Genomic DNA, 23863 nt, shown 5'->3' on the forward strand with positions numbered 1-23863 from the left:
AGCAAGCTTGTGGAAAACTACTTATTGTCGATGAACAGCATCCAAAAGACATTCGGAAAAGTGAAGGCATTGGAAGAGGCGAATTTCCATTTGAAAAAAGGAGAAGTCCATGCCTTGCTCGGAGTTAACGGAGCTGGAAAAAGCACGCTGATGAAAATTTTGTCAGGCGTCTACGAACAAGATGGCGGAGAGCTTCTGCTTGAAGGGAGCAGCATTCGGTTGTCATCTCCAAAAGCAGCAAAAGAACAAGGCATCTACTGTGTTTATCAGGAAGTGGATACTGCAATTGTGCCGGAACTGTCTGTCGCAGAAAACATTCTACTTGATACATTTGTTTCTGAAAGAAATTTATTTGTCTCTAGACCAAAATTATATGCAAAAGCAAAAGCAATTTTAAAAGAATTACAAGCGGAAAACATTCCGGTTCAGCAAAAAGCGGCTCAGCTGACACTTGCTGAAAAGCAATTGGTATTGATTGCCCGTGCCCTCGTCCATTCAGCAAAAATCATTATTTTTGATGAACCGACAGCGCCTTTATCGATTCACGAATCAGAAAAACTGTTTTCAGTTATCCGTAAACTAAAGTCTCAGGGAGTAGGTTGTGTTTTCATCTCTCACCGTTTGCCGGAAGTGTTTGAAATCAGCGACCGGATAACTGTCATGAGGGAAGGAACGGTAGTGGAAACGTTTGAGACGCCGCAAGCGGATCAGGATCAGATTGTAGGATCAATGTTAGGTGCGTCACTAAGCAAGGAATTGATCAACCGGACTCATCCAATCGGTGGCCCTCTGCTGCAAGTAAATGGTTTGTCTGATGGCGAAAAGCTGGAGGATATTACTTTTGATGTTGCAGAAGGAGAAATCGTCGGAGTGGTCGGCTTAGTAGGCGCAGGGAAAACCGAGCTTGCAAAAGCGTTATTCGGCAGTATACCGCTGACTAAAGGAAGTGTAAACCTGGCTGGAAAAAGCCTGAAGTTGAAACATCCTGAAGCTGCCATAAAAGCTGGAATGGCACTTATTCCAGAGGAGCGGAGAAAAGAAGGATTGTTTGTCCATGAATCGCTTCAGACCAACGCATCGTTTCCGAACTTGCGCAAGTTCTCCCGTGGGTTGTTTATGAACAAAGCTGCGGAGAAAGGGTTTGCTGCAGATATTATTGATCGCCTGCGCATCAAAACAGACAGCACAGAAACGCCGCTTGTTCATTTGAGCGGAGGCAATCAGCAAAAAGTGGCCATCGGTAAATGGATTTCTCTTGATTCGGCATTGTATCTCTTTGATGAGCCGACGAAAGGCGTAGATATTGGGGCCAAAGTCGATATTTTCAAATTGGTCCGCCAGCTTGCCGCAAGCGGCAAAGGATGTATCTATTTTTCAAGTGAGATTCATGAAGCAATTGGAATATCAGACCGCATTTTAGTTATGTACAACGGGCAGATCGTGAAAGAATTTTCACGAGAAGAAGCGACCCAAGAAAGGATTTTGTTATATGCAAGCGGTGGAAAAGAAGAGCTCAGCGAAAGAAAACGCGATACAGTTTCTGTTTAAATATGGAGCGATTGCTTTATTAGCTTTTATTATTTTGTATTTCAGCACAATCAGCAATGCATTCTTTACGTATGGCAACTTTACAGATATTTTGCGGTCAATTTCCATCGTGACGCTATTGGCGCTTGGAGTGACATTTACACTGGTGGTAAATGGATTTGACTTATCGGTTGGTTCAACCATGTCATTGTCAACAGTTGTAACCGCATCATTAATGGTTTGGTATGAATTGCCGCTGTGGCTTGTTTTGATATTGCCTCTGCTTGTGGGCGTATTTGTCGGAGCTTTAAATAGCCTGTTGATTGTCGTTATCGGCATACCAGACTTGCTCGCGACACTTGGAATGATGTACATTGTCGCAGGTCTTCATCGAACCTATACAGAAGGCTACTCCATCTATAATAACATGCCGTTGACATCAGGCGGTACAGCACCTGGCCAGCTATCCGAAGCATTCCTTTGGATTGGGCAAGGAAAGATGCTCGGCTTGCCGGTACCGGTTTGGATTATGCTGGTCATGGTATTGGCGACCTATGTGATTTTGAATCATACGCGCTGGGGCCGTATTTTACAAATGACCGGAGGCAACGCGGAGGCGGCGACTCTTTCCGGAGTCAACGTCAAGAAAGTGAAATTTGCGGCTTATGTGATTTCCGGTGTTTTCGCTTCAATGGCCGGAATTTTGTTTACGGCACGTGTCGGCTCAGGGCAAATCGATGCAGGCGCTCCCCTTATGATGGAAGCTGTGGCTGCAGTTTTCGTTGGTTATTCCGTGCTTGGCGCAGGGAAGCCGAATGCGCTCGGCACCTTTTTTGGAGCAGCGGTTATCGGTATTCTGCTGAACGGCCTGACCATCCTGAACGTACCGTATTATGCCTTTGACATTATCAAGGGCGGAGTGCTTGTGATTGCGCTTGCGGTAACCTATGTATATGCAAAACATAAGTTTGCGAGAACTTGAATTATTTAAAAGGCTCCTATCAAGGAGCCTTTTTAGTTTGTTGAGAAATTCTCTTACGGAGTTGAACTAGCTAGCACTCTGGCTATTCTGCCAAATTGCTCCGCTTGCCCGCGGAACACATCCGCCTAGAGTGTAATGAACAACTAACCAACTTTCTCGACAGCCTTTTTTTATATACTTAAACCTTCTCCGCGATATAGCTGGATATGACGATTCCGGTGGTTGTTGCTTTGCTTGCGCCTAAGGAAAATTGCTTTTGCGACTGCCCCAACTTGAAAAGCCGCTTGCCTTCGCCAAGTACAAGCGGGAAGACCATCATATGCAGTTCATCAATCAAATCGTGCTCCAAAAGCATCTGTACTAACCGGGCGCTTCCATATACCAACATAGTATGATCGTTCTGTTTAAGCTTTTGCACTTCTTCTGAAAGATTTCCTTTAAGAAAAGTGGCGTTCCATTCAGATTTTTCAAGCGTTTGGGAGGCTACAAACTTTGGCAGGCTATTCATCCGTTCCGCAAATCCTTCTTCGTCTTGCATTTTCGGCCAAGCTTCTGCAAATTCTTCATAAGTGGTGCGTCCAAGAAGCAGGGAGTCGCTTGCGAAAAGAAGCGTATGTTGGAAATTAGCCACTTCTTCGTTCCAATACGGAGCAGTCCATGAAGGTTCCTCAATTACACCATCGAGCGTCACATACATCGATACAATGATTTTCCCCATACTGTTCACTCCTTTTAATCAACTTACTTACTAATTCTGCATACGAAAAAAATAACCTTTGTTTATTGGATTAATTAATTTCTACTCCATAGAAATATTCCTCCACATAAATGAGAGCAGGTAATGGAAAGCGAATAACTTGAAAAATGCTGAACAATCTTGATAGGCGGTTATTTCAGTACACGTTGTTTTACTTAGTTGGCAACAATAGGCTTAAAGGCAGAAGACAAGTTTTTGCAAACGTATTACCCTTAAAATAGGAAAAATTCTCTATACTTGAAGTTCTTAAGTTGTATAAAGTAAAATTAAAATATTAGGAATCAGGGAGGAAGATAATGTGGAATGCAATAGCTGCTCGGTTGCAAGCTTAAAATTTGAAATTCGGTTTGAAGGGGAAATGAATTTATCGTCTATGGAACAGATCGTTAGCCATCTGGAAAGGAGAGCGATAACGCTCAGCATAAAAGGGCCTGTCCTGCAGACGGATGAAAAAGGAGCCAAGGAATTTTTGGATTTCTGTAATCATTTTCTTGAAACGGATAAAGTAGCATTCCGGATCAACAGAGAAAAATGGCAGCCGATTTCTGAGCTGGAGAATGTTTTTAATATGGAATGGATTGATGATGTAATTTCAAACGAACGATTGATCTGCCATTATCAGCCGATTGTGACTGAAACAGAAGAGATTTTTGCCTATGAACTTCTTTCCCGATTCCACAATGAAGATGGTACGACAATTTATCCGAACGAAATTTTTCCGGCTGCCAGAAGCAGAGGGCGATTATATGCGCTTGATCGGGTCTGCCGGATGACGGCGGTCAGACATGCTGTAGCGTTAAAGAACAAAAAAGCGTTCATTAATTTTATTCCGACTTCCATTTATTCACCGGAATTTTGCTTGCGCTCTACAACCAATCTTGCAAATCAATTGGGAGTAGATCCAAAACAGCTGGTTTTTGAAGTGGTCGAAACAGAAAAAGTGGATGACGTGGACCATTTGAAAAGAATCCTTTCGTTCTATAAAGAAAAAGGATTTCAATACGCTTTGGATGACGTGGGGGAAGGCTACAGCACTATTGAACTGTTATCAGATTTGCAGCCCCATTACATGAAGCTGGATATGCAGTTTGTCCAGGGGGTCGCAACCGATGTGTACAAACAAGAAGTAGCTATTAAATTTTTGGCGAAAGCGTTTGAGATCGGTTCTATTCCATTGGCAGAAGGGGTAGAAGAACAAGCGGATTTTGAGTGGCTGAAACAGCAAGGCTATAAATTGTTCCAAGGGTACCTGTTTGGCAAGCCGGCTGCAGCTCCTCTCAAAGAAAAGGAGTATCAAGTATAAAAAGCGGGAAATTGGTTGAAAAGCCGGTTTCCCGCTTTTTCTTAGCGGAAATTGACTGAGGCAAGGCGAAGGCATATGCTTAAGTTCAACTATTAGGCATCTTCTATACTTAAGGAGGAATAGCAGTGGACCAAATCAGATGGGGAATTTTAGGAACGGCAAATATCGCCCGGACAGAACTGATTCCAGCAATATTTCGCGCAAGCAACGCCACAGTAGGGGCAATAGCGAGCAGAAGCAGCAAAGTGTATGAAGTGGCAAATGAATTGAACATTGAAAGTGCATATGAATCGTATGACGAGCTATTGGAAGATGAAGAAATTGACGCTGTCTACATTCCGCTGCCGAACCACTTACATAAAGAATGGGTGTTTAAGGCGGCTCGAAAAGGCAAGCATATCTTATGCGAAAAGCCCGCCTCATTAACAGCTGAAGAAGCAGGAGAAATGGTGCAAGTCTGCAAAGACAACAATGTGAAATTCATGGAAGCCTTCATGTATCAATTCCATCCGCAGCACCAGCGCGTGCGAAACATCATTGATTCAGGGGAGATCGGCGAAGTTATGCTGTTTAAGTCCAGCCATTCCTTTTATTTTGCAGAACGTACGGGTGATATCCGGATGATGAAAGATATGGGCGGCGGCAGCATTTACGATGTGGGCTGTTATTCCATTCATGCTATCAGAAGTGTTTTGCGTACGGAACCGGTTGAAGTCCAGGCATATGCAGAAATGGATTCTGAAGCTCAAGTGGACTTGTCGGCATATAGTTTTTTAAAATTGGAAAATGGGGCGAAAGCGGTTCTTGACTGCAGTTTCGATATGGTAGATCGCAATGAATATGAAGTGGTGGGGACAAAAGGCTCCATCAAAGTGCCTTTTGCTTTTCGTCCAGACCACAACGGCGGACTGGGGCATGTAATTGTACAGACAGGAATGTTCAAAAGAGAAGAAAAAGTGTACGGAGATATTTATCGGATGGAAGTGGAGCACTTTTCTAAAGCTGTTCTGGAAAATTTGGATCCCATATATTCCGGTGCTTCCACCGTTCAAAACATGCGTGTGATTGACGCTTGCTATGAGTCGATCCGGACAGGGGAACGGGTAAAGGTAAAAGGGTAATGTGGAAGTTCTGGTAAGCCCAGGGTCCTGTACAGGTATAAATAAAAGGTGCGTCCATAAGCAAGCAAACTGAATACCGAGGAGGAACAGGTGTGTTATCTTTTGATCCGAACGAACAGACAGAACGCGAAAATTACAAATTGCTGATTGGCAGTGTAATTCCAAGGCCAATCGCTTTTGTTACAAGCCAATCAATTGGCGGTACGCTGAATGCAGCGCCTTTCAGTTATTTTAATGTAGTGTCATCAGACCCGCCATTGATTTCTGTTTCTATCCAAAGCAGGGCAGGCTCTCCAAAAGACACCGCACAAAATGCTGCCGATACAGGAGAGTTTGTCGTCCATATTGTCGACGAAACAAATGTAGAACAAGTTAATCGGACAGCGGCTTCTTTGCCGTCGGATAAAAGCGAACTGGACTTGACGGATTTTTCCTTGGCAGAAAGTGAGGTTATATCGGTTCCGGGGGTAAACGAAGCGAAAATCCGTTTTGAATGCCAACTGGAGCAAGTGGTGGAACTGGGCGGTACTCGCCTGCTGATTGGAAGAGTCGTCCGGTTTCATGTGGATGACTCGATTTACGAGAACGGGCGGATCCATCATGAACTCTTAAAGCCGGTAAGCCGTTTGGCAGGCACGAATTATGCGAAGCTAGGAGAAGTTTTTTCCATCGATCGGCCGAAATGAAAATAACCGCTTGAGATTCGGAGTCTCAAGCGGTTATTTTATTTCTTCAGCAATAAATACATAAAGTAAGGCGCTCCGATCAAAGCTACCATGATGCCAGCGGGCAAACCGCTTGGTTCCAGCAGATTGCGGCCGACGGTGTCAGCAAATAACAGCAGCCAGCCGCCGATCAAGATAGCAAGCGGCAAAAACAGCTGATTACGTGGGCCAACAAGTGCTTTAGCGATGTGCGGAGCCATTAAACCAACAAAGGCGATGCCTCCTGTGACCGAAACAGCGGAAGCAGCAAGAGCGACGGCCGTCACTAATAAGACCGATCGTTCTTTTTCAATGGACACTCCGATACCGATCGCGACAGGCTCACTCAAAGAAAGCATGTTCAAACGGTGAGCTTTGTATAGCGTAAACGGAATCAATAAAACGAGCCAAGGCAGGATTGCCCAGATAAATGGCCAGTCTGCACCCCATATATTGCCGGCAAGCCAATTGGCGATAAAAGCTACTTTTTCTCTTTCGGCAGAAGAGATCAAGACAATCATGATGCCTGACAAGGCCATCGAGAATCCTATGCCAATCAAGACGAGGCGAACGGGCTGAAGCCCAGTCTGGCGATTATATGAAAACAAGTAAATGATCAGCGCGGTCAACAGCGCGCCCACAAATGCCACGACCGGCATCAAATAAACAAACGAGCCTGCTTGAACCGGCGCAAAAAGAAAGAATACGGCGATTGCTACACCTGCTCCTGAATTAATGCCGATAATTCCAGGGTCAGCTAAATCATTGCGGGTCACTCCTTGTAAAATTGCGCCGGATAGCGCAAGTGCCATACCTGCCAATAATGTAATGATGATCCTTGGAAGCCGGACTGAAAACAGAACAAAGTCTTCTTTGAATGTTCCTTCGCCTAGAAAAGCCGGCAACAGCCGATTGTATGAAAGCGAAGAAGTGCCTAACCCAAGGCTAGCAATGCCGGTAGCGGCGATCAAAGCAAGCAGGAGGAAAAAAAGTGTTTTTTGTTTTCTGAGCAAAGCAGGTTGAATCATGAGAAAGTCCTGCCTCCTTGACGAACAATTAATAAGAAAAAGGGCAAACCGAGCATGGCCACAATTGCGGCAACCGGTGTTTCAAAGGGAGCATTGATCGTTCTTCCGAGCAAGTCAGCAACCAGCATAAACATTGCGCCAGCGATTGCAGACATTGGAAGAATCCGGCGATAATCCGTTCCGACAATCGAGCGGACAACATGTGGTACCATCAAGCCAAGAAATGCCATATTGCCGGCTAAGGCAACTGCAGCACCGGCCAGAATTGTAATCGCCACGAACAGCAAAGCCTTGATTTGTGCTGTTTTTTGTCCCAATCCGATCGCGGCTTCTTCGTTCAAACTGAGAATGGTCAGCTGCCTGGATAACACAAGTGCTATAAAAAGGCCAAATACAATAAACGGCACTACAATCTGCAACTGTCCCCAAGATGTGCCAATCAACCCTCCAGCTGTCCACATTGAAACATTTTTGGAGAGGTTGAAGTAAAGTCCGATTCCTTCTGCAAGAGCAGCTAAAAAAGCGGAAACTGCCGCCCCTGCCAATACGATGCGCAGGGGAGAAAATCCGCCGCGCTTCGCAGCACCGAGGCTGAAGACCATGGCTGCGCCGAGCGCCGCCCCCAAAAAGCAAGCAATCATAATTCCGAAATAATTAGCAGAAGGGATAAAAGCCAGTGTCAGCGCCAGCCCGGCATTAGCGCCAGCGGTTAGTCCAAGAAGCCCCGGGTCAGCCAGAGGATTACGCGTCAATCCCTGCATCATTGCTCCGGACACCGCTAAAGCAGCGCCGACGACAATCGCTGCCACCTCACGGGGAAGGCGGATCTCCCGGATAACAGCGATGCTATCGTTAGAAAGAGTGGAAAACAATGCCAGCCAAACGTCCTGTAAGCGGATGTCCGCAGCTCCCCAAGCAAGGGAAATGGTGAACACCACAAAAAACGCGAAAACGCTTAATCCAAATTTAAGAAAGAATGGAGTTTTATTGGTCACTAAGCATCATCATTTCTATCTGAGAATTGAAAAGGAATCCGTCTAACAGGATTCCGCTTCATGAATTTATTTTTTCAAAAAATTATTGGTGAAGAACTCTAATTGGTATTCCAATGAAACGGGATCGTTGAAATAAAACTCTTTTGCATTCGCTTCAAACACATGTCCATTTTTAGCCGCTTTAGTATTTTTGTATAAATCGGTTTCCTGGAACGAATTGTCTTGTTCGCTGTCTTTGCTGAAAATCACGTAATCTCCCATATAGTCGGGGAGAACTTCCTGTGACAAAGCGTAATAGCCGTCTTTCAACGCCATTTCTTCAACCTTTTGAGGCATTTTTAATTTCATTTCCTGATAAAGGATCTCTGTTCCCCGTCCCCAGTTATCTCCGAATACGTAGATTTGCTTGTCGAAGTTTTCAATAACGGAAACAGTAGTGTCTTCTCCAATTTCAGCACGGATTTTGTCTCCAGCTTCTTGAGCGCGTTTTTGGAAATCTTCAATCCAAGTCTGTGCTTCCTTTTCTTTGTTCAACAACTTGCCAATCTCTAAATGCTGGGACAAGTAATCTAATTTCCCATACGTAAACGTTACGGTAGGTGCAATTTCATTCAACTTGTCAATGTTGTTGATGGTCGATCCGCCAATGATCAAATCAGGTTCAAGCTCAATGATTTTTTCCAAGTCAGCATCTGTAACCTCTTCAACATTCGCCAACTCTTCCTTAAAGCGAGGGTTGTTTTTTGCCCAGGAGTCGACTCCGACTAATGGAACCTTAAGTGACAAAACATCCCCTGTGTAACTCGACAACACAACAACGCGCTGTGGATCGGCTGGGACTTCAACTGGGCCGTTTTCAGACTCATATGTAATAGTATCGGATTTGGCCGGTGTATCTTCAGCCTGGGCCTCTGTTGCTTCTGGACTGTTGCTGCTGCAAGCTGTAAGCAGCAGGACGGCGAATAAAAGTAAAGGCAATAAGAATTTTTTCATGTGAATTAGGCTCCTTTGATTAAGTTATAAGTAATGCACATCGGTTTTTGTGTCCGTGGATCAAGGCCGATTTCGGCATCAATCCGGAATACTTTCTTCAATACCGGCTGAGTGATGACTTCGTGGCAAGTGCCTGCTTTGATGATGGCGCCATCTTTCATCGCGATGATATGGTCCGCGAATCGGGCAGCTTGGTTTAAGTCATGCAGCACCATAATGATGGTCCGTTCTTGTTCTTTATTCAGTTTCTGCAAAAGTTCCAATATTTCCAGCTGGTGCGCCATATCCAAATATGTGGTCGGCTCATCCAGGAAAATCATATCGGTTTCTTGTGCTAAAGCCATGGCAATCCAAACACGCTGCCGCTGTCCGCCGGATAAAGCATCGACGGGATGGTATTTAAAAAATTGCGTACCTGTTACATCCAAAGCCCAATTAATGATGTCATGGTCCTTTTTGGTAAGGCGGCCAAATCCTTTTTGGTAAGGGAAACGGCCATAGGAAACCAGTTCACCAACAGTCAAACCATTGGCGCTTTCCGGTGTCTGAGGAAGAATAGCCATCTTTTTCGCGAGCGATTTCGTGCTTTCCTGGGCAATATTGCTGCCGTCCAAGACCACGGAACCGGACTGTTGGGAAATAATGCGCGTAATTGCCTTTAGAAGGGTAGACTTTCCACAGCCATTAGATCCGATAATAGTAGTGATTTTCTTATCCGGAATTTCAACGCTTAAATCTTTGACAATCAACCGATCGCCATAGCCGATATTCAACTCTTCGGTAAAGAGGCGTACCATCAACAAAACTCCTTTCTAAATTTATTTAAAGAATAATTGATAATGATTATCATTTTCGATACAATCAACACTATAGATGATACTGATAATCATTGTCAATAAGAATCGGTAAAGGAGTGCGATAAAAATGAACGAACAAGAAGTGTTTGATGTAACTATTATCGGTGGCGGACCAGCGGGACTGTATTCAGCCTTTTATAGTGGATTGCGCGAGATGAAAACCAAACTGATTGAATATCAGCCGCAGCTTGGAGGGAAACTTCATGTGTATCCTGAAAAAATGATTTGGGATGTGGGAGGGCAGACACCGATTCCAGGCGCTAAATTGATCAATCAATTGGTCGAGCAAGGATTGACGTTCCATCCGGAAGTGGTGCTCAATGAAAAAGTGGAGACAATAAGCCGAAATGGCGAAGGAATTTTTGAACTGGCCGGTTCTTCCGGGCAAGTCCATTTGTCTAAAACGGTTATTGTTGCTGTTGGTGGAGGAATTCTTAATCCTCAAAGATTGGAGATTGAAGGCGCTGAGCGTTTCGAAGTGGCAAATTTAAATTACACGGTGAAATCTTTGGAGCGTTTCAAAGACAAGACGGTGCTAATTTCCGGCGGCGGTAATTCGGCAATCGATTGGGCGAACGAACTTGAACCGATCGCCAAACAAGTTTTTCTTACATACCGAAAAGAAGAGCTCGCAGGGCATGAAGCGCAAGTGAAACAGCTATTGACCAGCTCGGTACGTTGTTTTTTGAAGACCACAATCTCCCGGCTGGTTGCTTCTGACGAGCGGGATGCCATAGAATTTGTCGAACTGTTCCATAAAGAAAGTGGAGAAACCACACTCTTGCCAATCGATGAAGTGATTATCAATCATGGATATGAACGGGACATTACTCTGCTGCAGGAAAGCACCCTCGCGGTCGATATTGCAGATGGCTACTATATCGCAGGCAACGCAAATAGCGAATCCTCAGTTCCCGGACTTTTTGCCGCAGGAGATATACTGCAGCATCCCGGAAAATTGAATTTGATCGCCGGGACCTTCCAGGATGCTGCCAATGCAGTCAATAAAGCAAAGCAATTTATCCAGCCGGATGCTTATAGTGTGGCCATGGTATCCTCCCATAACGAAATCTTTAAAAAACGCAATCAGGAGTTAGTAAAGCAGCTGTTTCACTAATAAAAAAGGCATCTCCACATGGAAGATGCCTTTTTGGGGGATTATGAAACAGTTGCCGCTGAGCTTTTTGCAAACTTTCTTCTGCCATGCAGCACATAATACAAAGCGGCAGTCGCCAAAGCAAAAATGCTGAGGATGGCATACATTGAACGAAAGCCCGTGACAGGAATGATCAACCCGAGTATGTAAGGGCCAAAGCCGATTCCGGCATCCAGAAAGATGAAGAAGGTCGACGTGGCAAGTCCCATTCGGTGCGGAGCTGTCAACTTAACGGCGATGGCCTGTGTACAGGATTGCATATTTCCGAATCCGAGACCGATTAGAGCGGCCGACAAAAGTAACGTTGCTGAAGTGTTTGCTGTGCTTAAAAGAAATAGTCCAGCTGCCAAGACCAAAAAAGCAGGATACATCACGACATTTGCCCCTTTTGTATCCAGCAGGCGACCGGTAATCGGGCGGGAAATCAGGATCACTAATGCATAAACAAGAAAGAAAAAGCTGGCGGCTTCAATCAACTGGATTTCGATTGCATAAAAATTGATAAATGAAAGGACGCTAGAAAAACAAAAAGCGATGGCTAATGTAATAACAGCTATGGGCACTGCTTTCGGTTCTATAAATTGCGATAGCTTTATTCCTTTTGCTTCTTCGCCAGCTGATGGCCGAACCAATAAAGGCGCTTTTACAAAAATGGCGACCATCAAACTAATAACACCTAACACGAAACATAAGACAAAAATCATTTGAAAACTAGAATATTGGCTCATGAAAATACCGATAAAAGGACCGATTGCTGTTGATAACGTAGTGCTCATACTAAAATAACCGATCCCTTCTCCTTTTCGTGAAGCCGGGATGACCTGAGCTACAATCGTTCCACAAGCTGTAACGGCAATTCCTAATGTGAACCCATTAAAAAAGCGAGCGAGCAGAAGAAATGACAAACTAAAATCCACAAAATACAAAAGGGTAGTAGCTGTAAATAAACAGAGTCCAACGATCAATGTTCTTTTAGTGCCGATTCTTTCAATTTCCCGTCCAATAATGATTCTTCCTATCATCGTTCCGATGATAGAAATTCCAGCTGCCAGACCCGCTTGGCTCGCCGTGGCATTATATTCATCAACGGCATAAAGGCCGATAGTTACGATCAATAAATTAAAAATTAAGGTCAGTAAGAAGTTGACGCCGGAAATAACGATAAAATCCTTTGTCCATAATTTTGTATTGCTTTTATCCACTGTTGCTGTACTCCTTCCCTAGAATTTATTTCGCCTGGCTAATAATTTTAACGTATTCCAGTAATAAAGAAAGAAGAATAAAAAATTATTAATAAAATAAGGAGAAAAGGAGTTTGTTAAAGGAAAAGAGTGGGAAAAAACAAAAAGGATATGTTACTTTATACTTATTTTGTATAATGAAATAAGAAAATATAAATCAAGAGGGAAAAGATGACAACACATTCCATAAGCGAGGATTCTCTGCCTCATTGCACTGAAAAAGAAAAGTTATTCAACGAATTTCTGTTTGAAGAAAATATGCAAAGAAGCAAGTTGTTTGCTAAAATCGTCACTTTGTTTGAAGGTATTCTGATTTTTATCCATGCTTTTTCGAATTATGCAGCCAATCAACACATAACGATGGATTTTTATTTGTTCATGTATCTTTTTTTATTTGCTATAAGCATTTGCATGGTGGTATACATAACCCGGTTTGAGAAAATAGAAACCACTACAGCCAGCCAGAGGCAAAAGTTTAAAAGAGGATTAACAGGGTTTGTCATTTTCTTTTTGGCCTGGGGAGCCGTGGTGACATTGGCGGACCAAAGGGAATATGGCAACGTCATGGCTTTTGCTGTTAACTTCATGTGTGTTTCAATTTTGTACCATGCTTCAAACAAGCAGATTCTCCAGCTATATGCGCTTCCTGTAACAATATTGGCTGTCGGGCTGCCGTTTTTCCAGAATGCACAACCTATCTTGTTCGGGCACTATATCAACCTTACAGTGTTCCTCTTTTTTTGCTGGCTGGCATCCCGGATGCTTTATCGAAGCAACAAGATGAATTTCTATAATCAGTTGCTTTTAACAGCCACTAACGAAAATTTAGCGCAAACAATTGAAAAAAACGAAGAAATAAACCGGAAGTTGGAGGCTACCAACGAACGGCTTAGAAAATTGACCTTGATGGATGAACTAACGAAAATTTCGAATCGGCGAGGCTTGCAGCAATACATTGACAATGCTTTGATGGTTTCTAAAGGAAGGCGAAGACTATCTTTTATTATGCTGGATATTGATAATTTTAAGTTGTTTAATGACAACTACGGACATTTTGAAGGCGATAAGGTGCTCCAATTAGTAGCTCAGCAAATAAACAACTGTGTAGATTCTTCAGATTGCCATATTTCCCGTTTCGGGGGAGAAGAATTTATCGTCGCTGTCTTTGATCAAGACCTCCAAGAAGTGGTTGAACTTGCTGGATGCATTCAGGCCTCACTGAAGGAAGCCGACATTCCTCACGAATATTCACTTGTTGCGGATCATGTAACGGTCAGTATCGGCATTGCAACTGGAAAAGTGGAAAATAGCGGTCAAATTCAAGCTGTAAAAGAAAAAGCCGATTTCGCACTTTATGAAGCAAAATCACAAGGGAAAAACCGCATCAATGTAAACAATGAAAAAGTAGGGGTCAATACCAATCAATGAGAAAACAGGCGCTTTCCAATCCAAAGGAAAGCGCCTGTTGCCGTTTGAAAATAAAATTGTCCGAATCTGCTTTGCATCAATAACAAGTTGTTTTGTCATGTAAAAGAGAGGAAAAGTTCATGTAAGAAAAAAATTATTTCACGTAGAAGTTGAAATAGTCCATGAATAAAACAAAATAATGCATGAAGAAAATTAAGGTCTTCTTTTCTAGAAATAACTTCCACTTTTCCTGGCTGTAAAATATACTATTGAAAACATATTAGAAGAGGTGAACTGAAATGGGTTACGGCGTGGAAGAGTTCAACTGGATAGGCAGTGAGCGGCATTTTGTTGACCGGCCTGATGTCCGGCAAATAGGCGGAATTACCGTCGGACGTTTCGGTGGAAATTCCCGGGTTGGCCAATACAAAAATGAAGATGCCTGTCTGATTTGGACTAGCGAGAAAGAAGATTGGGAATTCGTTATGGTACTGGATGCCCACAATACAGCTCAAAGTGCGGAACTGATTGTAAGAGAGTTTGATAACCACAAGAACGAATTGTACGAAGAACTGGCGAAGCCTTTGAATCCTGCTTATTTTCGAACTATGGAAGAGCAGGTCTTGGCTATTTTTCAAAACGAAGAATTCCGGACAGCTTGCCGAAAACTTCAAGGAGAGACCGCTTGTATGATTACAGTGAGAAAAGGGAAATTTGTCTGGTGGCTCTCAATCGGTGATTGTGTGCTGTATTTGTTTCACCGGGAACTATCAGAAATGGGGCAATTCCAGCTGAACCAACGGCATTTTTACGAATGGATCGGCCAAATGAACACGTTCGACCGGCTTGTACCCTGTTTCAGCAGCGGCACAAAAGAGCTTCGGGAAGGAGAGAACCAGCTGTTTGTGACAACAGACGGTTTGCTGGAATGTCCTGGAGAACCTTATTCAACGCCAATAAATATAGCCGAAGCCTTTGCCATTAATTCGCAAAAGAAAAGCGTTCAATCTTTGCTGGAAACAATTCAAAAGAATGGCGTCAGGGATAGTACGACCGTGGTTTCCTGGAAAGTGGATGTATCGGAAGCAGCGACGTACGCCAGCAATCAATAAAAGGAGGAAGCGGTCATAATGGAAATTTGCAAGATTGATGATCTTGTCGCCTTTCAATCAGAACTGTTGGAACTCCTGTCTTATGCTGCATCGAAAGCAGAGGAAGAATACGCCAAATACAAGAAGGCAGCCAATAAAAAGCTATATGTCTGTAGAATGGATGGTGCAATTGCAGGATGCATCGGCATTGAACATTCAGCGGGAAGGATCTGCGAAATCAAACATATTGCCGTTTCTCCTGAGAATAGGGGACAGCAAATCGGCAGCCAGATGATTGGCTTTATCTGCAGAAAATATGGGTTTTCTTCGGTCTTTGCTGAAACAGATCGCGATGCAGTGGGTTTTTACCGGAAAAACGCCTTTGAAATAATGAGTTTAGGCGAGAAATATCCAGGACGCGAGCGGTTTTTATGCCGAAAAGAAAGTAAAGAGTCACAATAAAAATCCAAGCATCGATAGCGGATGCTTGGATTACATTGGTTTATTGTACCGCTTCTTGCAAGTGTTTTGTGCAATTATAAAGGGTGCAATCCCATTGGCTTTCCAAATTCTCGAGAATGGTGATGGATGTGTTGTTCATATTGGTTTCTTTAAAGCGTTCAGGAAGCAGTGCCTTTAGTGTAATGCCAATCAATCCACCATGGCTTACCATCAATATGCGCTTGCCTTTGTGATTTTCTAGAAGAGCTTCAAGAAAATCGATTGCCCGTGCAGAAACTTCTTCTGCACTTTCCATGCCGAGGTCAAGTGACCGCCAATTCTCTCCCCATTTTTCAACGCGTTCTTTTTCTGTAGTGCCTTCAATTTTTCCTCCGTTCATTTCACGGATTCGCGGATCCAAAAAGCTGATAGGCAAGTTTAAGCGATCCGCGATAATTTGGGCTGTTTCTTTCGCTCGCAAAAGGTCACTTGAAACGATCGTATCCCATGATTCAAGCGCCAGCCGTTCCGCCAGCGCAACCGCTTGTTGCCGGCCTGTTTCGTTCAATGGAATGTCGGAACTGCCTTGAGCGATGCCAAGTAAATTCCAATCAGTAATGCCATGCCGGACTAATCCTATTGTGGTCATGCAGTCATCTCCTTTATCTTTTACCATTGTAAATAAAGTAGAGAGAGAATAAAACTTTTTGAGAAATATCGGTTGCTGTTTTGAAGATGGAACAGCAGCTTTTTACCGCTTTTGCAATATACCCCGTACTGAGAAGGGAATCTCTTACAGGAAAATAAAAACGGCAGCACTCTATTCAGCGCTGCCGTTTTTTGCATAAACAAGAGCCGATCAACAGCTATTGATAAAGTAGCCGGCACCTTATTTCATCAAAGATTCTTCTGTTTCAGCCATGCGGTAATGCCCTTTGCCCTTTTCTTTTACTTGGTACATGGCCATATCGGCTTTTTTCAGCAAGCCTGACGGGGTCGTCCCATGTAGCGGATACAATGAAATGCCGATGCTTGGAGAACTGGAAACATCTTGACCGTTTACAGTATAGGGTTGAGCCAAAGAATAGATAATTTTTTCAGCAATAAAAGCAGCATTTTGTGGATTGGAAACATTTCGTATCAGAAAAGTGAATTCATCCCCGCCTAATCGCGCTACTACGTCATCTTTGCGAGTGCATGCTTTCAACCTATCAGCTATTAATATCAATAATTGGTCGCCGGCATCATGTCCCATCGTATCATTGACTTGCTTAAAATTATCAAGATCCAAAAACATGATTGCAAACGAATCATTGTGAAGTTGGGCATCTGATACTGCTTGGTTTAGCATGGTCTCAAAGAAGGCACGATTCGCTAATCCGGTCAGCGAATCGTGGTAAGCCAGAAATTGGATTTTTGTCTCGCTATCCGAATATTTTGGTGAATAGACCATTGCTTTGGATTCGGTGTCGCCGGTTTTCAATATCTCTTTTGTGTCGTGGACTTGATGAAGCAGTTTTTGGTTTTCTGTTAACACAAAAATCTGCCTTATGATGACCAGTAGAATGGAAAAACCAGATCCGATTGTTAAGGTATCAATTCCGGAAGAGCGTAAAATCATAAAAACAAATAAAACGGCGACACTAATGTATGGGAAAATGATTCGAACAGTATTGAGGATGCGGTTCGGCCTCTTTTTGATCACTGAAACTTGTTCTCCTGCCTTTTCCCCTTTACTGGCCAGGCCAGTTAAACCGATCAATAAAACAGCTAACGTAAATAATGGGTCACCTATACCGCCTGCAGAATACTCGTCTATAGAGACATAATATAAGAAAGAAGAGTCTGCAATAATTTGAGTTAGCCAACCTAAAAATAAGAAGATAATTGTTTTATCAAATACAGTTTGCTGCACGCCTAAGAAAAGAATGATCAGGCCAAACAACAAAGCCAAATCCCCTATAGGATATGCCAAAGTGACCGCTAAGGAAAAAGCGGAAACTTCACTGATGGCAATAAGCGGCTGAAGAAGGAAATACCAGCTGAATGTAAAAGCAACAGTCATAACAATCAATATATCAAAAATAAATCTGATAAAATCAAGTTGCTGTTTTTCCATGATTACTTTGTAAGAAAATGCAGCAAGATAAAAACCCACTTGCAAGAGAAAAAACAAATCGGGAATCCCCGGTGAAGGAACCTCTATTTTTAGGATGTTTTCATAAGATAGCCATAAAAACTGGGCAAGAAAAAAACTATAAGTACCAGCCGCTAAAAGAAACCAAAACGGCTTTCCGCATTTAGATGTTCTATTGGCAGCTAGCAGCAGCCAAATAGTGGAGATGGCTCCTCCAAAGATAGAAAAAAGATTTCCTCCAAGCGTCAAAATGCCATGGTCGGATTTCCAGATCGATAGCCAAACATAATAGAGAGCAACATAAACCAATAAAAAAATAAACCACCATACATTTTTTCTTTGTAACGTCATTGTCTCAACACCTTAAGCCAAAGGCTGTTTTTAGTCCTTTTTACTTAAATATTATAAAAAAATAATATTATTTAGGGTACAATTATCTAAATTCATCATACTAAACTTTATATTTAATTGGTATAGTTTTCAAAAAATATTTGAAATTTTTACCTATTTTAGCGAAAGCTTAACGAAAAATTCAAATAGCTTCAATAAATCAAGAACAAATAATTTTATTTTAAGTTGTCAGAACAAAGCACAAAAAGACCAGATTATATGAAGGAAAATCATTAAGATGAAAGTAAGGAGGGATAGGCGTGGGATGGGCAGAATCGTTGCAGCAGGCAATCAATTTCATAGAAGAAAACTTACTGGAGGAAGTGACAATTGAAGACATTGCAAAGCAGGCTGATTCTTCAGTATTTCATTTTCAGCGCGCATTTTCAATTTTGACGGATATGGCAGTCGGGGAATATCTTCGCAAAAGGCGACTAACATTGGCGGGTCACGAGTTGATGAGCACCAGCACAAAAATCATCGATCTTGCCTTTAAATACGGCTATGACACTCCGGAAGCTTTCACCAAAGCGTTTCGCAGGCAACATGGCATTACTCCGAGTGAAGCGAGAAAAAATTTGGGTAAGCTGCAATCCTATAACCGCCTGGTGATTCAGGTGAATTTGAAAGGAGCAGAACCGATGAATTTCAAAGTGGTTGAAAAAGAAGCATTTGAAGTGGTAGGAGTTAAACGCGAGTTTTCTATGGACACCGAGGAGAATATGACTGGCATACCCCGAATGTGGACAGAGGCAAATTCGAACGGCACAAGCGATTTGTTGCTTCAGAACAACAACGGGGATTTTAAAGCCTTGTTGGGTGTATGCACTAATTTCGCGGATAAAAGAACGATGGATTATTGGATAGCTGCAGCACATGAAGGAGAAACTCCGGAAGGATTGCTTAAGCTTAGTATTCCAGCTTCAAAATGGGGAGTATTTGAAGTGCAAGGGGCCATGCCGAATGCTATACAAAAAGTTTGGAAACAAATTTATTCGGAATGGTTTCCATCCAATCCGTTTGAGCCAGCAGGAACAGCAGAGCTGGAAGTTTATCCGCCCGGAGATGCTTATAGAGATGACTACTATTCAGAGATTTGGATTCCGTTAAAAAACAGTGAGAAATAAGTGGAAAAGGATACATTCTTTTATATAGAAGAATGTATCTTTTTTATGTAGCGGAACCGATAAGATTATCTATAATATTCCAAATCCTTCTGCTACGATAAGGAGAGATGGAAGAATATTCGAACAAGAGGGGTGCGGGTGGATTACAAATGATAAATCCAAACGAAACTGATGGGATCAACAGTTTAAAAAATTTATGAAAGAGTTGATCAGATGAACAGCCCCTCAAAATAGAGGATGGATTTTGCCCGCCGGTTGATGAGAGAATACTGAACAAAGATTCGTATAAAAAGGATGATTATTATGGCAATAGAAAAAGCAGGCATAACGATTCGGGCATACAGCGAAGAAGATTTTCCGGAAATCCATGCACTGAACCAAGCAGAAGCCTGGACCAATTTAGTCGAAAAATATGAAAAGACAAAACAAGCCTGGCGCAATTCCCAACTTGCACTGGTGGCAGAAAACGGCGAAAAGATTGTCGGATGCCTTCGGGGCTTGACTGACGGCTCGGTAAGCTTGTTTATTTGCGAGTTACTGATTCATAAAGAATACCGTGGACAAAGAATAGGAAAAGAATTGATGGAGCATGCTCATCAGAGATATCCTGAAACACGTATGGAGCTCCTTGCAAGCAGCACATCTTACACTTATTACGAATCACAAGGTTTTCGCCCTTTTCATGGTTTTCGGAAGACAATTTCGGAATGATGAAAAACCGCTCATCTTAATGGAGCGGTTTTTCTTTAGCTTAGGATTGGATGAATGGGGAAAAGTATATAGACCAAGATAATTTGAGCAGGAAGGCGGGATTTACGATGAAAGGTGATCATATTTACTTGAGGGCATTCAGGCCGGCCGATGCTCAAGCAAAGTTGAAGCTTGAAAAAGACAACCGTGAATTTTTTGAGAAATTTTCGATGACCCGCTATCCGGATTTCTATACATTGATGGTTCAAAAAGAGATTATTGAAATTGGCAACGAACAACGGGAAGAAGGCCGGGAAGAAAGTTTTGGGATTTATAAGAATGAAGACGATACCTTAGTCGGGATGATTACGCTATTCCAAATTTTTCGGGGACCGCTTCAAAGGGCATTTCTAGGATATGCGCTCGACAAAAACCACAACAATAAAGGATATGCCACCGAAGCGGTAAAGCTTATTGTCGACTATGCTTTTCAGAAACTGCAATTGCACCGCATTGAAGCAGGGGTCATGCCGCATAATATTCCGTCCATGCGAGTATTGGAAAAGGCAGGCTTTCACAAAGAAGGGATCGCTAAAAGCAATGTGAAGATCAATGGTAAATGGGAAGACCACCAGGTGTTGGCGATCATTAACCCGAAAGATGACAGGAATTTCTTTTAGAGAACCGGATTATGCCATCCGGCAGCATAATGCCAGGATGCTTTTTTCAATGAATTATTGCAGTTTAGCATTATTGTTTTTTTAAAAAGGCACATACAAGTTCCAGCACGCCCTTCTTTTTTCTCTCTCATCCGCTTGATTCGTCTTTATTGACTCTCCAACTTACTAATGGTAAGTTATTTTTATTAGCTTACCATTAGTAAGTGCATTCGAGGAGGAAATCCAATGTCAATAAAAACAGAATCACCCTTGCAGAAAGTGATGACTGAAAGAAAATCAGTTCGGGCATATGACCCGAACTTCAAGATTTCCAAAGAAGAACTTGAGGAAATGTTGAAACTTGCTACTACAGCACCTTCATCAAGCAACTTGCAAGCTTGGAACTTTATCGTTATCCAAGATCAGGAAGTGAAAAAAGAATTGCGCGCGATTGCGAACAATCAGGCGCAAGTAGAAACATCTTCTGCAATCATAGCAGTTCTTGGAAATATTGATGCCTATAAAAACGTTGAGAAAATTTATACGCAAAACGTTGAAGAAGGATATATGGATGAATCGGTCAAAGAACGGTCGGTTGCCAACACGTACAAAGTTTATCCAAATGCGCCAGTAGAAGCACGGATGAATATTGCATCATATGATGCAGGCCTTGCTTCCATGCAATTGATGCTGATCGCCAAAGAACGCGGCTATGACACCATTCCAATGGGCGGTTTCGACAAAGTGAAGTTTGCTGAAAGATTTGGCCTCCCGGAAAACCTTTTTCCTATCGTCTTAATTGCCATTGGGAAAGCGGCAGCTCCGGCATTCGGGACATCTCGCCTGCCAATTGAAGACGTTACCCGATTTATTTAAAGCATGTGAAAGACCCGGCATTTGTGCCGGGTCTTTTTTTATGCTTAAAAGAAGGAGAGCAACAAGGCGATGGCGAAAAAATAACGATCAGATGATCGAAAAAAGGATCAGGCAGAAAGGAGAATAGCGATGACGATACAAACAGCCCGACTGGTAATGCGGCCCTATCAAGATGAAGATTTTGAGTTTCTCTGTTCTCTTTTTTCTGATCCGGAAGTGGTCCGTTTTGTTGGAAATGGGCAAACACGCAGCAAAGACGGCGCTATGGAATTTTTGTATTGGGTTTACCGGTCCTATAAAACCAATCCGAAATTGGGACTGCGTGTTTTGGTTCGGAAAGATGACGGAAAACTCATCGGTCATGCCGGTCTTGTTCCTCAAACGGTGAACGGCTTTGAAGAGTTGGAAATCGGCTATTGGATTGCCCGCGAGCATTGGGGCCAAGGCTACGCTACAGAAGCCGCATCAGCCCTGAAAGAATATGGCAGCCGACAACTTGGCAGAAAGCGGTTCGTCTCCTTGATTCAGCCAGCCAACACAGCTTCAAGAAAAGTCGCGGAGCGGATTGGCATGGAACTTGAAAAAGAAATAGTATTGGCTGGCAGAACCATCTATGTATATTCAAATGCAAAGGGGAAGTAGAATGGAGTTTCCAACACTTGAAACAGAACGGCTCGAACTGGTGAAAATCAGCCAGCAATATACAGAACAACTTTTTGACATCATGTCACGGGACGAAGTAACCCGATACTATGGAATGGACAGCTTGGCAAGCTTCGAAGAGGCGGCGCAAATCATTGAATCCTTCCAGACAAGTTTTGAAGGGAGCCGAGGAATTCGCTGGGGCATCATTGTAAAACAGAGCGGCCATTTTGCTGGAACAATCGGCCTGAATAACCTAAACCTCCGGGGTAAAAAAGCGGAAGTCGGTTATGAACTGCATCCGGATTACTGGGGCCAAGGAATTGTTCGCGAAGCCAATAGGGCAGTATTGCAATACGCATTTACGGAACTGGGCCTTTTCCGGATAGGAGCCGTCACGTTTCCCGAAAACACGGTTTCAAGCGGTTTGTTGAAGAAGCTCGGTTTCACGGAGGAAGGGCGTTTGCGCGGCTATTTATACCAACGGCACCGGTCGCATGATGCTCTGGTGTTTTCGCTATTGAAGACAGAGTGGGAGGAGAAAGAGGAGTAAAGAGCAGTGATCATTGATAGAACGAAAGAAAGTTCGGGCTATGCAGCCATGAACAGATGATTGCCACTCTATTTCCGCTTCTGCTATAGTGTGAGTAAGGGCAGTATCCGGACGGAACTGCACCAGCAAGGACTTGAAAATTTCAAATGAATAGTTCTGCCTTGATCTTAAAGCGACAGGGACGGAGAAAACCTTCCACTTAACATTCTGCCCTTCTGTCCGGTTCATGAACAGAAGGGCTTTTCGTTCGGTTTTCTTCCCAGAAGGAGGAGCAAAAATGAAGAACACAGTATCATTTCTAAAGATGAAAGCAGAAGGAGAAAAAATCGCCATGTTGACGGCTTATGATTATCCGTCAGCGAAACTTGCTGAAGAAGCGGGTATGGATATTATTTTAGTAGGCGATTCGCTTGGCATGGTGGTGCTCGGTTATGATTCAACCGTAAAAGTCACAGTTGAAGACATGATCCATCATGGCAAAGCAGCGCGCCGCGGAGCGCCGGATACATTTTTAGTGGTGGACATGCCGTTTGGTTCTTTCCATGGAAGTTTGGAAAGATCCCATGAAAATGCGGTCCGGATTTTCCAGGAAACTGGGGCGGAGGCGTTGAAGCTTGAAGGGGCGGACGAAGTCGTAGAAGTCACACGTATGCTTACCCGTACTGGCATTCCGGTCGTATCTCACCTGGGTCTGCTTCCACAAAGCGCTGGAGTTCTTGGCGGCTACAAAGTCCAAGGGAAAACAGCGAACGCAGCCAAGAAATTAATCGAAGACGCCAAAGCTTGCGAAGCTGCAGGTGCTTTTATGCTGGTACTTGAATGCATTCCGTACCAATTGGCGCGTGAGGTGACCGCTGCCGTATCCATACCTGTCATCGGAATTGGGGCTGGCAGTGAAACGGACGGCCAAGTGCTTGTCTATCACGATACACTGAAATACGGCTCGCACCACTTGCCTAAATTTGTCCGTTCCTATGCGGAAACAGGGACGCTGATGAGAGCTGGGCTAAGTGATTACGTCGCTGAAGTGAAATCAGGAGCCTTCCCAAGTGAAGAGCACCGATTCACCATGAAAGAAGATGAATTGCAGCAACTTTACGGAGGCAAATCGTAACGGTACAATAGTTGAGGCAATAAAAAACGGAGCTGAGCAGGGTTAAGTGCTTAGCTCCTTTATTATTGAATA

At 43.2% G+C, this 23863-nt stretch carries 24 protein-coding genes; 16 read left to right on the plus strand and 8 right to left on the minus strand.

Annotated features, from left to right (window positions below; genetic code table 11):
- Positions 1-30 precede the first annotated feature (30 nt).
- Both B0H99_RS09610 and B0H99_RS09615 read left to right on the plus strand, forming a co-directional pair.
- Positions 31-1548 (plus strand): sugar ABC transporter ATP-binding protein, encoded by a 1518-nt coding sequence (locus tag B0H99_RS09610; RefSeq protein WP_181313642.1) that lies wholly within the window; start codon positions 31-33, stop codon positions 1546-1548.
- Positions 1490-2509 (plus strand): ABC transporter permease, encoded by a 1020-nt coding sequence (locus tag B0H99_RS09615; RefSeq protein ID WP_106533451.1) that lies wholly within the window; start codon positions 1490-1492, stop codon positions 2507-2509. Before B0H99_RS09610 ends, B0H99_RS09615 begins: the two co-directional genes overlap by 59 nt.
- Before the next feature lie 178 nt (positions 2510-2687).
- Here B0H99_RS09615 and B0H99_RS09620 read toward each other — a convergent pair whose 3' ends face one another.
- Positions 2688-3227: a dihydrofolate reductase family protein gene (locus tag B0H99_RS09620; RefSeq protein WP_106533452.1), complete on the minus strand. Its 540-nt coding sequence runs from the start codon at positions 3225-3227 to the stop codon at positions 2688-2690.
- Between the two features lie 337 nt (positions 3228-3564).
- Here B0H99_RS09620 and B0H99_RS09625 point away from each other — a divergent pair, with 337 nt between their 5' ends.
- The 3 genes from B0H99_RS09625 to B0H99_RS09635 all read left to right on the plus strand — a co-directional run bounded on the left by B0H99_RS09625 (position 3565) and on the right by B0H99_RS09635 (position 6376).
- Entirely contained in the window at positions 3565-4569 is a 1005-nt protein-coding gene (locus tag B0H99_RS09625; protein WP_106533453.1) for an EAL domain-containing protein, read from the plus strand.
- A 125-nt stretch (positions 4570-4694) separates the two neighbouring features.
- On the plus strand, positions 4695-5690 hold the full coding sequence (locus B0H99_RS09630; protein WP_106533454.1) for a Gfo/Idh/MocA family protein: 996 nt from the start codon (positions 4695-4697) through the stop codon (positions 5688-5690).
- 92 nt (positions 5691-5782) lie between these two features.
- Positions 5783-6376 (plus strand): flavin reductase family protein, encoded by a 594-nt coding sequence (locus tag B0H99_RS09635; protein WP_106533455.1) that lies wholly within the window; start codon positions 5783-5785, stop codon positions 6374-6376.
- Between the two features lie 38 nt (positions 6377-6414).
- Here B0H99_RS09635 and B0H99_RS09640 read toward each other — a convergent pair whose 3' ends face one another.
- From B0H99_RS09640 to B0H99_RS09655, 4 genes are all read right to left on the minus strand, one after another.
- Complete coding sequence (locus B0H99_RS09640; RefSeq protein WP_106533456.1) at positions 6415-7422, minus strand: FecCD family ABC transporter permease; 1008 nt, start codon at positions 7420-7422, stop codon at positions 6415-6417.
- On the minus strand, positions 7419-8417 hold the full coding sequence (locus B0H99_RS09645; RefSeq protein WP_106533457.1) for a FecCD family ABC transporter permease: 999 nt from the start codon (positions 8415-8417) through the stop codon (positions 7419-7421). Before B0H99_RS09645 ends, B0H99_RS09640 begins: the two co-directional genes overlap by 4 nt.
- Before the next feature lie 66 nt (positions 8418-8483).
- Positions 8484-9410, minus strand: coding sequence for an iron-hydroxamate ABC transporter substrate-binding protein (locus tag B0H99_RS09650; RefSeq protein ID WP_106533458.1), 927 nt, complete (start codon positions 9408-9410; stop codon positions 8484-8486).
- A gap of 5 nt (positions 9411-9415) precedes the next feature.
- Positions 9416-10207 carry an ABC transporter ATP-binding protein gene (locus B0H99_RS09655; protein WP_106533459.1) on the minus strand — a complete coding sequence of 264 codons (792 nt, stop codon included), beginning with the start codon at positions 10205-10207 and terminating at the stop codon, positions 9416-9418.
- Positions 10208-10334: 127 nt separating this feature from the next.
- Here B0H99_RS09655 and B0H99_RS09660 point away from each other — a divergent pair, with 127 nt between their 5' ends.
- On the plus strand, positions 10335-11384 hold the full coding sequence (locus tag B0H99_RS09660) for an NAD(P)/FAD-dependent oxidoreductase (RefSeq protein ID WP_106533460.1): 1050 nt from the start codon (positions 10335-10337) through the stop codon (positions 11382-11384).
- A gap of 41 nt (positions 11385-11425) precedes the next feature.
- Here B0H99_RS09660 and B0H99_RS09665 read toward each other — a convergent pair whose 3' ends face one another.
- Positions 11426-12625, minus strand: a complete 1200-nt coding sequence (locus tag B0H99_RS09665; protein ID WP_106533461.1) for an MFS transporter — start codon at positions 12623-12625, stop codon at positions 11426-11428.
- Positions 12626-12835: 210 nt separating this feature from the next.
- Here B0H99_RS09665 and B0H99_RS09670 point away from each other — a divergent pair, with 210 nt between their 5' ends.
- From B0H99_RS09670 to B0H99_RS09680, 3 genes are all read left to right on the plus strand, one after another.
- Positions 12836-14092: a GGDEF domain-containing protein gene (locus tag B0H99_RS09670; RefSeq protein ID WP_106533462.1), complete on the plus strand. Its 1257-nt coding sequence runs from the start codon at positions 12836-12838 to the stop codon at positions 14090-14092.
- Between the two features lie 278 nt (positions 14093-14370).
- Positions 14371-15183 carry a PP2C family serine/threonine-protein phosphatase gene (locus B0H99_RS09675; protein ID WP_106533463.1) on the plus strand — a complete coding sequence of 271 codons (813 nt, stop codon included), beginning with the start codon at positions 14371-14373 and terminating at the stop codon, positions 15181-15183.
- An 18-nt stretch (positions 15184-15201) separates the two neighbouring features.
- Positions 15202-15624: a GNAT family N-acetyltransferase gene (locus B0H99_RS09680; protein ID WP_106533464.1), complete on the plus strand. Its 423-nt coding sequence runs from the start codon at positions 15202-15204 to the stop codon at positions 15622-15624.
- Between the two features lie 40 nt (positions 15625-15664).
- On the opposite strand, the gene B0H99_RS09685 is transcribed toward B0H99_RS09680, so the two are convergent.
- Entirely contained in the window at positions 15665-16252 is a 588-nt protein-coding gene (locus tag B0H99_RS09685) for a histidine phosphatase family protein (protein WP_106533465.1), read from the minus strand.
- Between the two features lie 240 nt (positions 16253-16492).
- Positions 16493-18091 carry a diguanylate cyclase domain-containing protein gene (locus B0H99_RS09690; RefSeq protein WP_106533466.1) on the minus strand — a complete coding sequence of 533 codons (1599 nt, stop codon included), beginning with the start codon at positions 18089-18091 and terminating at the stop codon, positions 16493-16495.
- Between the two features lie 299 nt (positions 18092-18390).
- Between B0H99_RS09690 and B0H99_RS09695 the strand changes: the two genes are divergently transcribed.
- From B0H99_RS09695 to panB, 7 genes are all read left to right on the plus strand, one after another.
- Complete coding sequence (locus B0H99_RS09695; protein ID WP_106533467.1) at positions 18391-19257, plus strand: AraC family transcriptional regulator; 867 nt, start codon at positions 18391-18393, stop codon at positions 19255-19257.
- Between the two features lie 303 nt (positions 19258-19560).
- Complete coding sequence (locus B0H99_RS09700; RefSeq protein WP_106533468.1) at positions 19561-19968, plus strand: GNAT family N-acetyltransferase; 408 nt, start codon at positions 19561-19563, stop codon at positions 19966-19968.
- Between the two features lie 107 nt (positions 19969-20075).
- On the plus strand, positions 20076-20627 hold the full coding sequence (locus tag B0H99_RS09705; RefSeq protein ID WP_106533469.1) for a GNAT family N-acetyltransferase: 552 nt from the start codon (positions 20076-20078) through the stop codon (positions 20625-20627).
- Positions 20628-20852: 225 nt separating this feature from the next.
- On the plus strand, positions 20853-21482 hold the full coding sequence (locus tag B0H99_RS09710; RefSeq protein WP_106533470.1) for a nitroreductase family protein: 630 nt from the start codon (positions 20853-20855) through the stop codon (positions 21480-21482).
- A 129-nt stretch (positions 21483-21611) separates the two neighbouring features.
- Positions 21612-22124 carry a GNAT family N-acetyltransferase gene (locus B0H99_RS09715; protein WP_106533471.1) on the plus strand — a complete coding sequence of 171 codons (513 nt, stop codon included), beginning with the start codon at positions 21612-21614 and terminating at the stop codon, positions 22122-22124.
- Position 22125: 1 nt separating this feature from the next.
- Positions 22126-22677, plus strand: a complete 552-nt coding sequence (locus tag B0H99_RS09720) for a GNAT family N-acetyltransferase (protein ID WP_106533472.1) — start codon at positions 22126-22128, stop codon at positions 22675-22677.
- Between the two features lie 277 nt (positions 22678-22954).
- Positions 22955-23791 carry a 3-methyl-2-oxobutanoate hydroxymethyltransferase gene (gene panB / locus B0H99_RS09725; protein ID WP_106533473.1) on the plus strand — a complete coding sequence of 279 codons (837 nt, stop codon included), beginning with the start codon at positions 22955-22957 and terminating at the stop codon, positions 23789-23791.
- The last annotated feature ends 72 nt before the right edge of the window (positions 23792-23863 follow it).

Origin of the sequence: Planomicrobium soli (assembly GCF_003014655.1) — a bacterium.
GTDB classification, from domain to species: Bacteria; Bacillota; Bacilli; order Bacillales_A; family Planococcaceae; genus Planococcus; species Planococcus soli_B.

Coding starts and splice junctions, on each gene's coding strand:
- B0H99_RS09680 (WP_106533464.1), top strand. CDS start 15,202: ATGGAAATTTGCAAGATTGATGATCTTGTCGCCTTTCAATCAGAACTG.
- B0H99_RS09610 (WP_181313642.1), top strand. CDS start 31: ATGAACAGCATCCAAAAGACATTCGGAAAAGTGAAGGCATTGGAAGAG.
- B0H99_RS09710 (WP_106533470.1), top strand. CDS start 20,853: ATGTCAATAAAAACAGAATCACCCTTGCAGAAAGTGATGACTGAAAGA.
- B0H99_RS09640 (WP_106533456.1), bottom strand. CDS start 7,422: ATGATTCAACCTGCTTTGCTCAGAAAACAAAAAACACTTTTTTTCCTC.
- B0H99_RS09720 (WP_106533472.1), top strand. CDS start 22,126: ATGGAGTTTCCAACACTTGAAACAGAACGGCTCGAACTGGTGAAAATC.
- B0H99_RS09650 (WP_106533458.1), bottom strand. CDS start 9,410: ATGAAAAAATTCTTATTGCCTTTACTTTTATTCGCCGTCCTGCTGCTT.
- B0H99_RS09705 (WP_106533469.1), top strand. CDS start 20,076: ATGAAAGGTGATCATATTTACTTGAGGGCATTCAGGCCGGCCGATGCT.
- B0H99_RS09690 (WP_106533466.1), bottom strand. CDS start 18,091: ATGACGTTACAAAGAAAAAATGTATGGTGGTTTATTTTTTTATTGGTT.
- B0H99_RS09660 (WP_106533460.1), top strand. CDS start 10,335: ATGAACGAACAAGAAGTGTTTGATGTAACTATTATCGGTGGCGGACCA.
- B0H99_RS09655 (WP_106533459.1), bottom strand. CDS start 10,207: ATGGTACGCCTCTTTACCGAAGAGTTGAATATCGGCTATGGCGATCGG.
- B0H99_RS09670 (WP_106533462.1), top strand. CDS start 12,836: ATGACAACACATTCCATAAGCGAGGATTCTCTGCCTCATTGCACTGAA.
- B0H99_RS09615 (WP_106533451.1), top strand. CDS start 1,490: ATGCAAGCGGTGGAAAAGAAGAGCTCAGCGAAAGAAAACGCGATACAG.
- B0H99_RS09700 (WP_106533468.1), top strand. CDS start 19,561: ATGGCAATAGAAAAAGCAGGCATAACGATTCGGGCATACAGCGAAGAA.
- B0H99_RS09715 (WP_106533471.1), top strand. CDS start 21,612: ATGACGATACAAACAGCCCGACTGGTAATGCGGCCCTATCAAGATGAA.
- B0H99_RS09620 (WP_106533452.1), bottom strand. CDS start 3,227: ATGGGGAAAATCATTGTATCGATGTATGTGACGCTCGATGGTGTAATT.
- B0H99_RS09685 (WP_106533465.1), bottom strand. CDS start 16,252: ATGACCACAATAGGATTAGTCCGGCATGGCATTACTGATTGGAATTTA.
- panB (WP_106533473.1), top strand. CDS start 22,955: ATGAAGAACACAGTATCATTTCTAAAGATGAAAGCAGAAGGAGAAAAA.
- B0H99_RS09675 (WP_106533463.1), top strand. CDS start 14,371: ATGGGTTACGGCGTGGAAGAGTTCAACTGGATAGGCAGTGAGCGGCAT.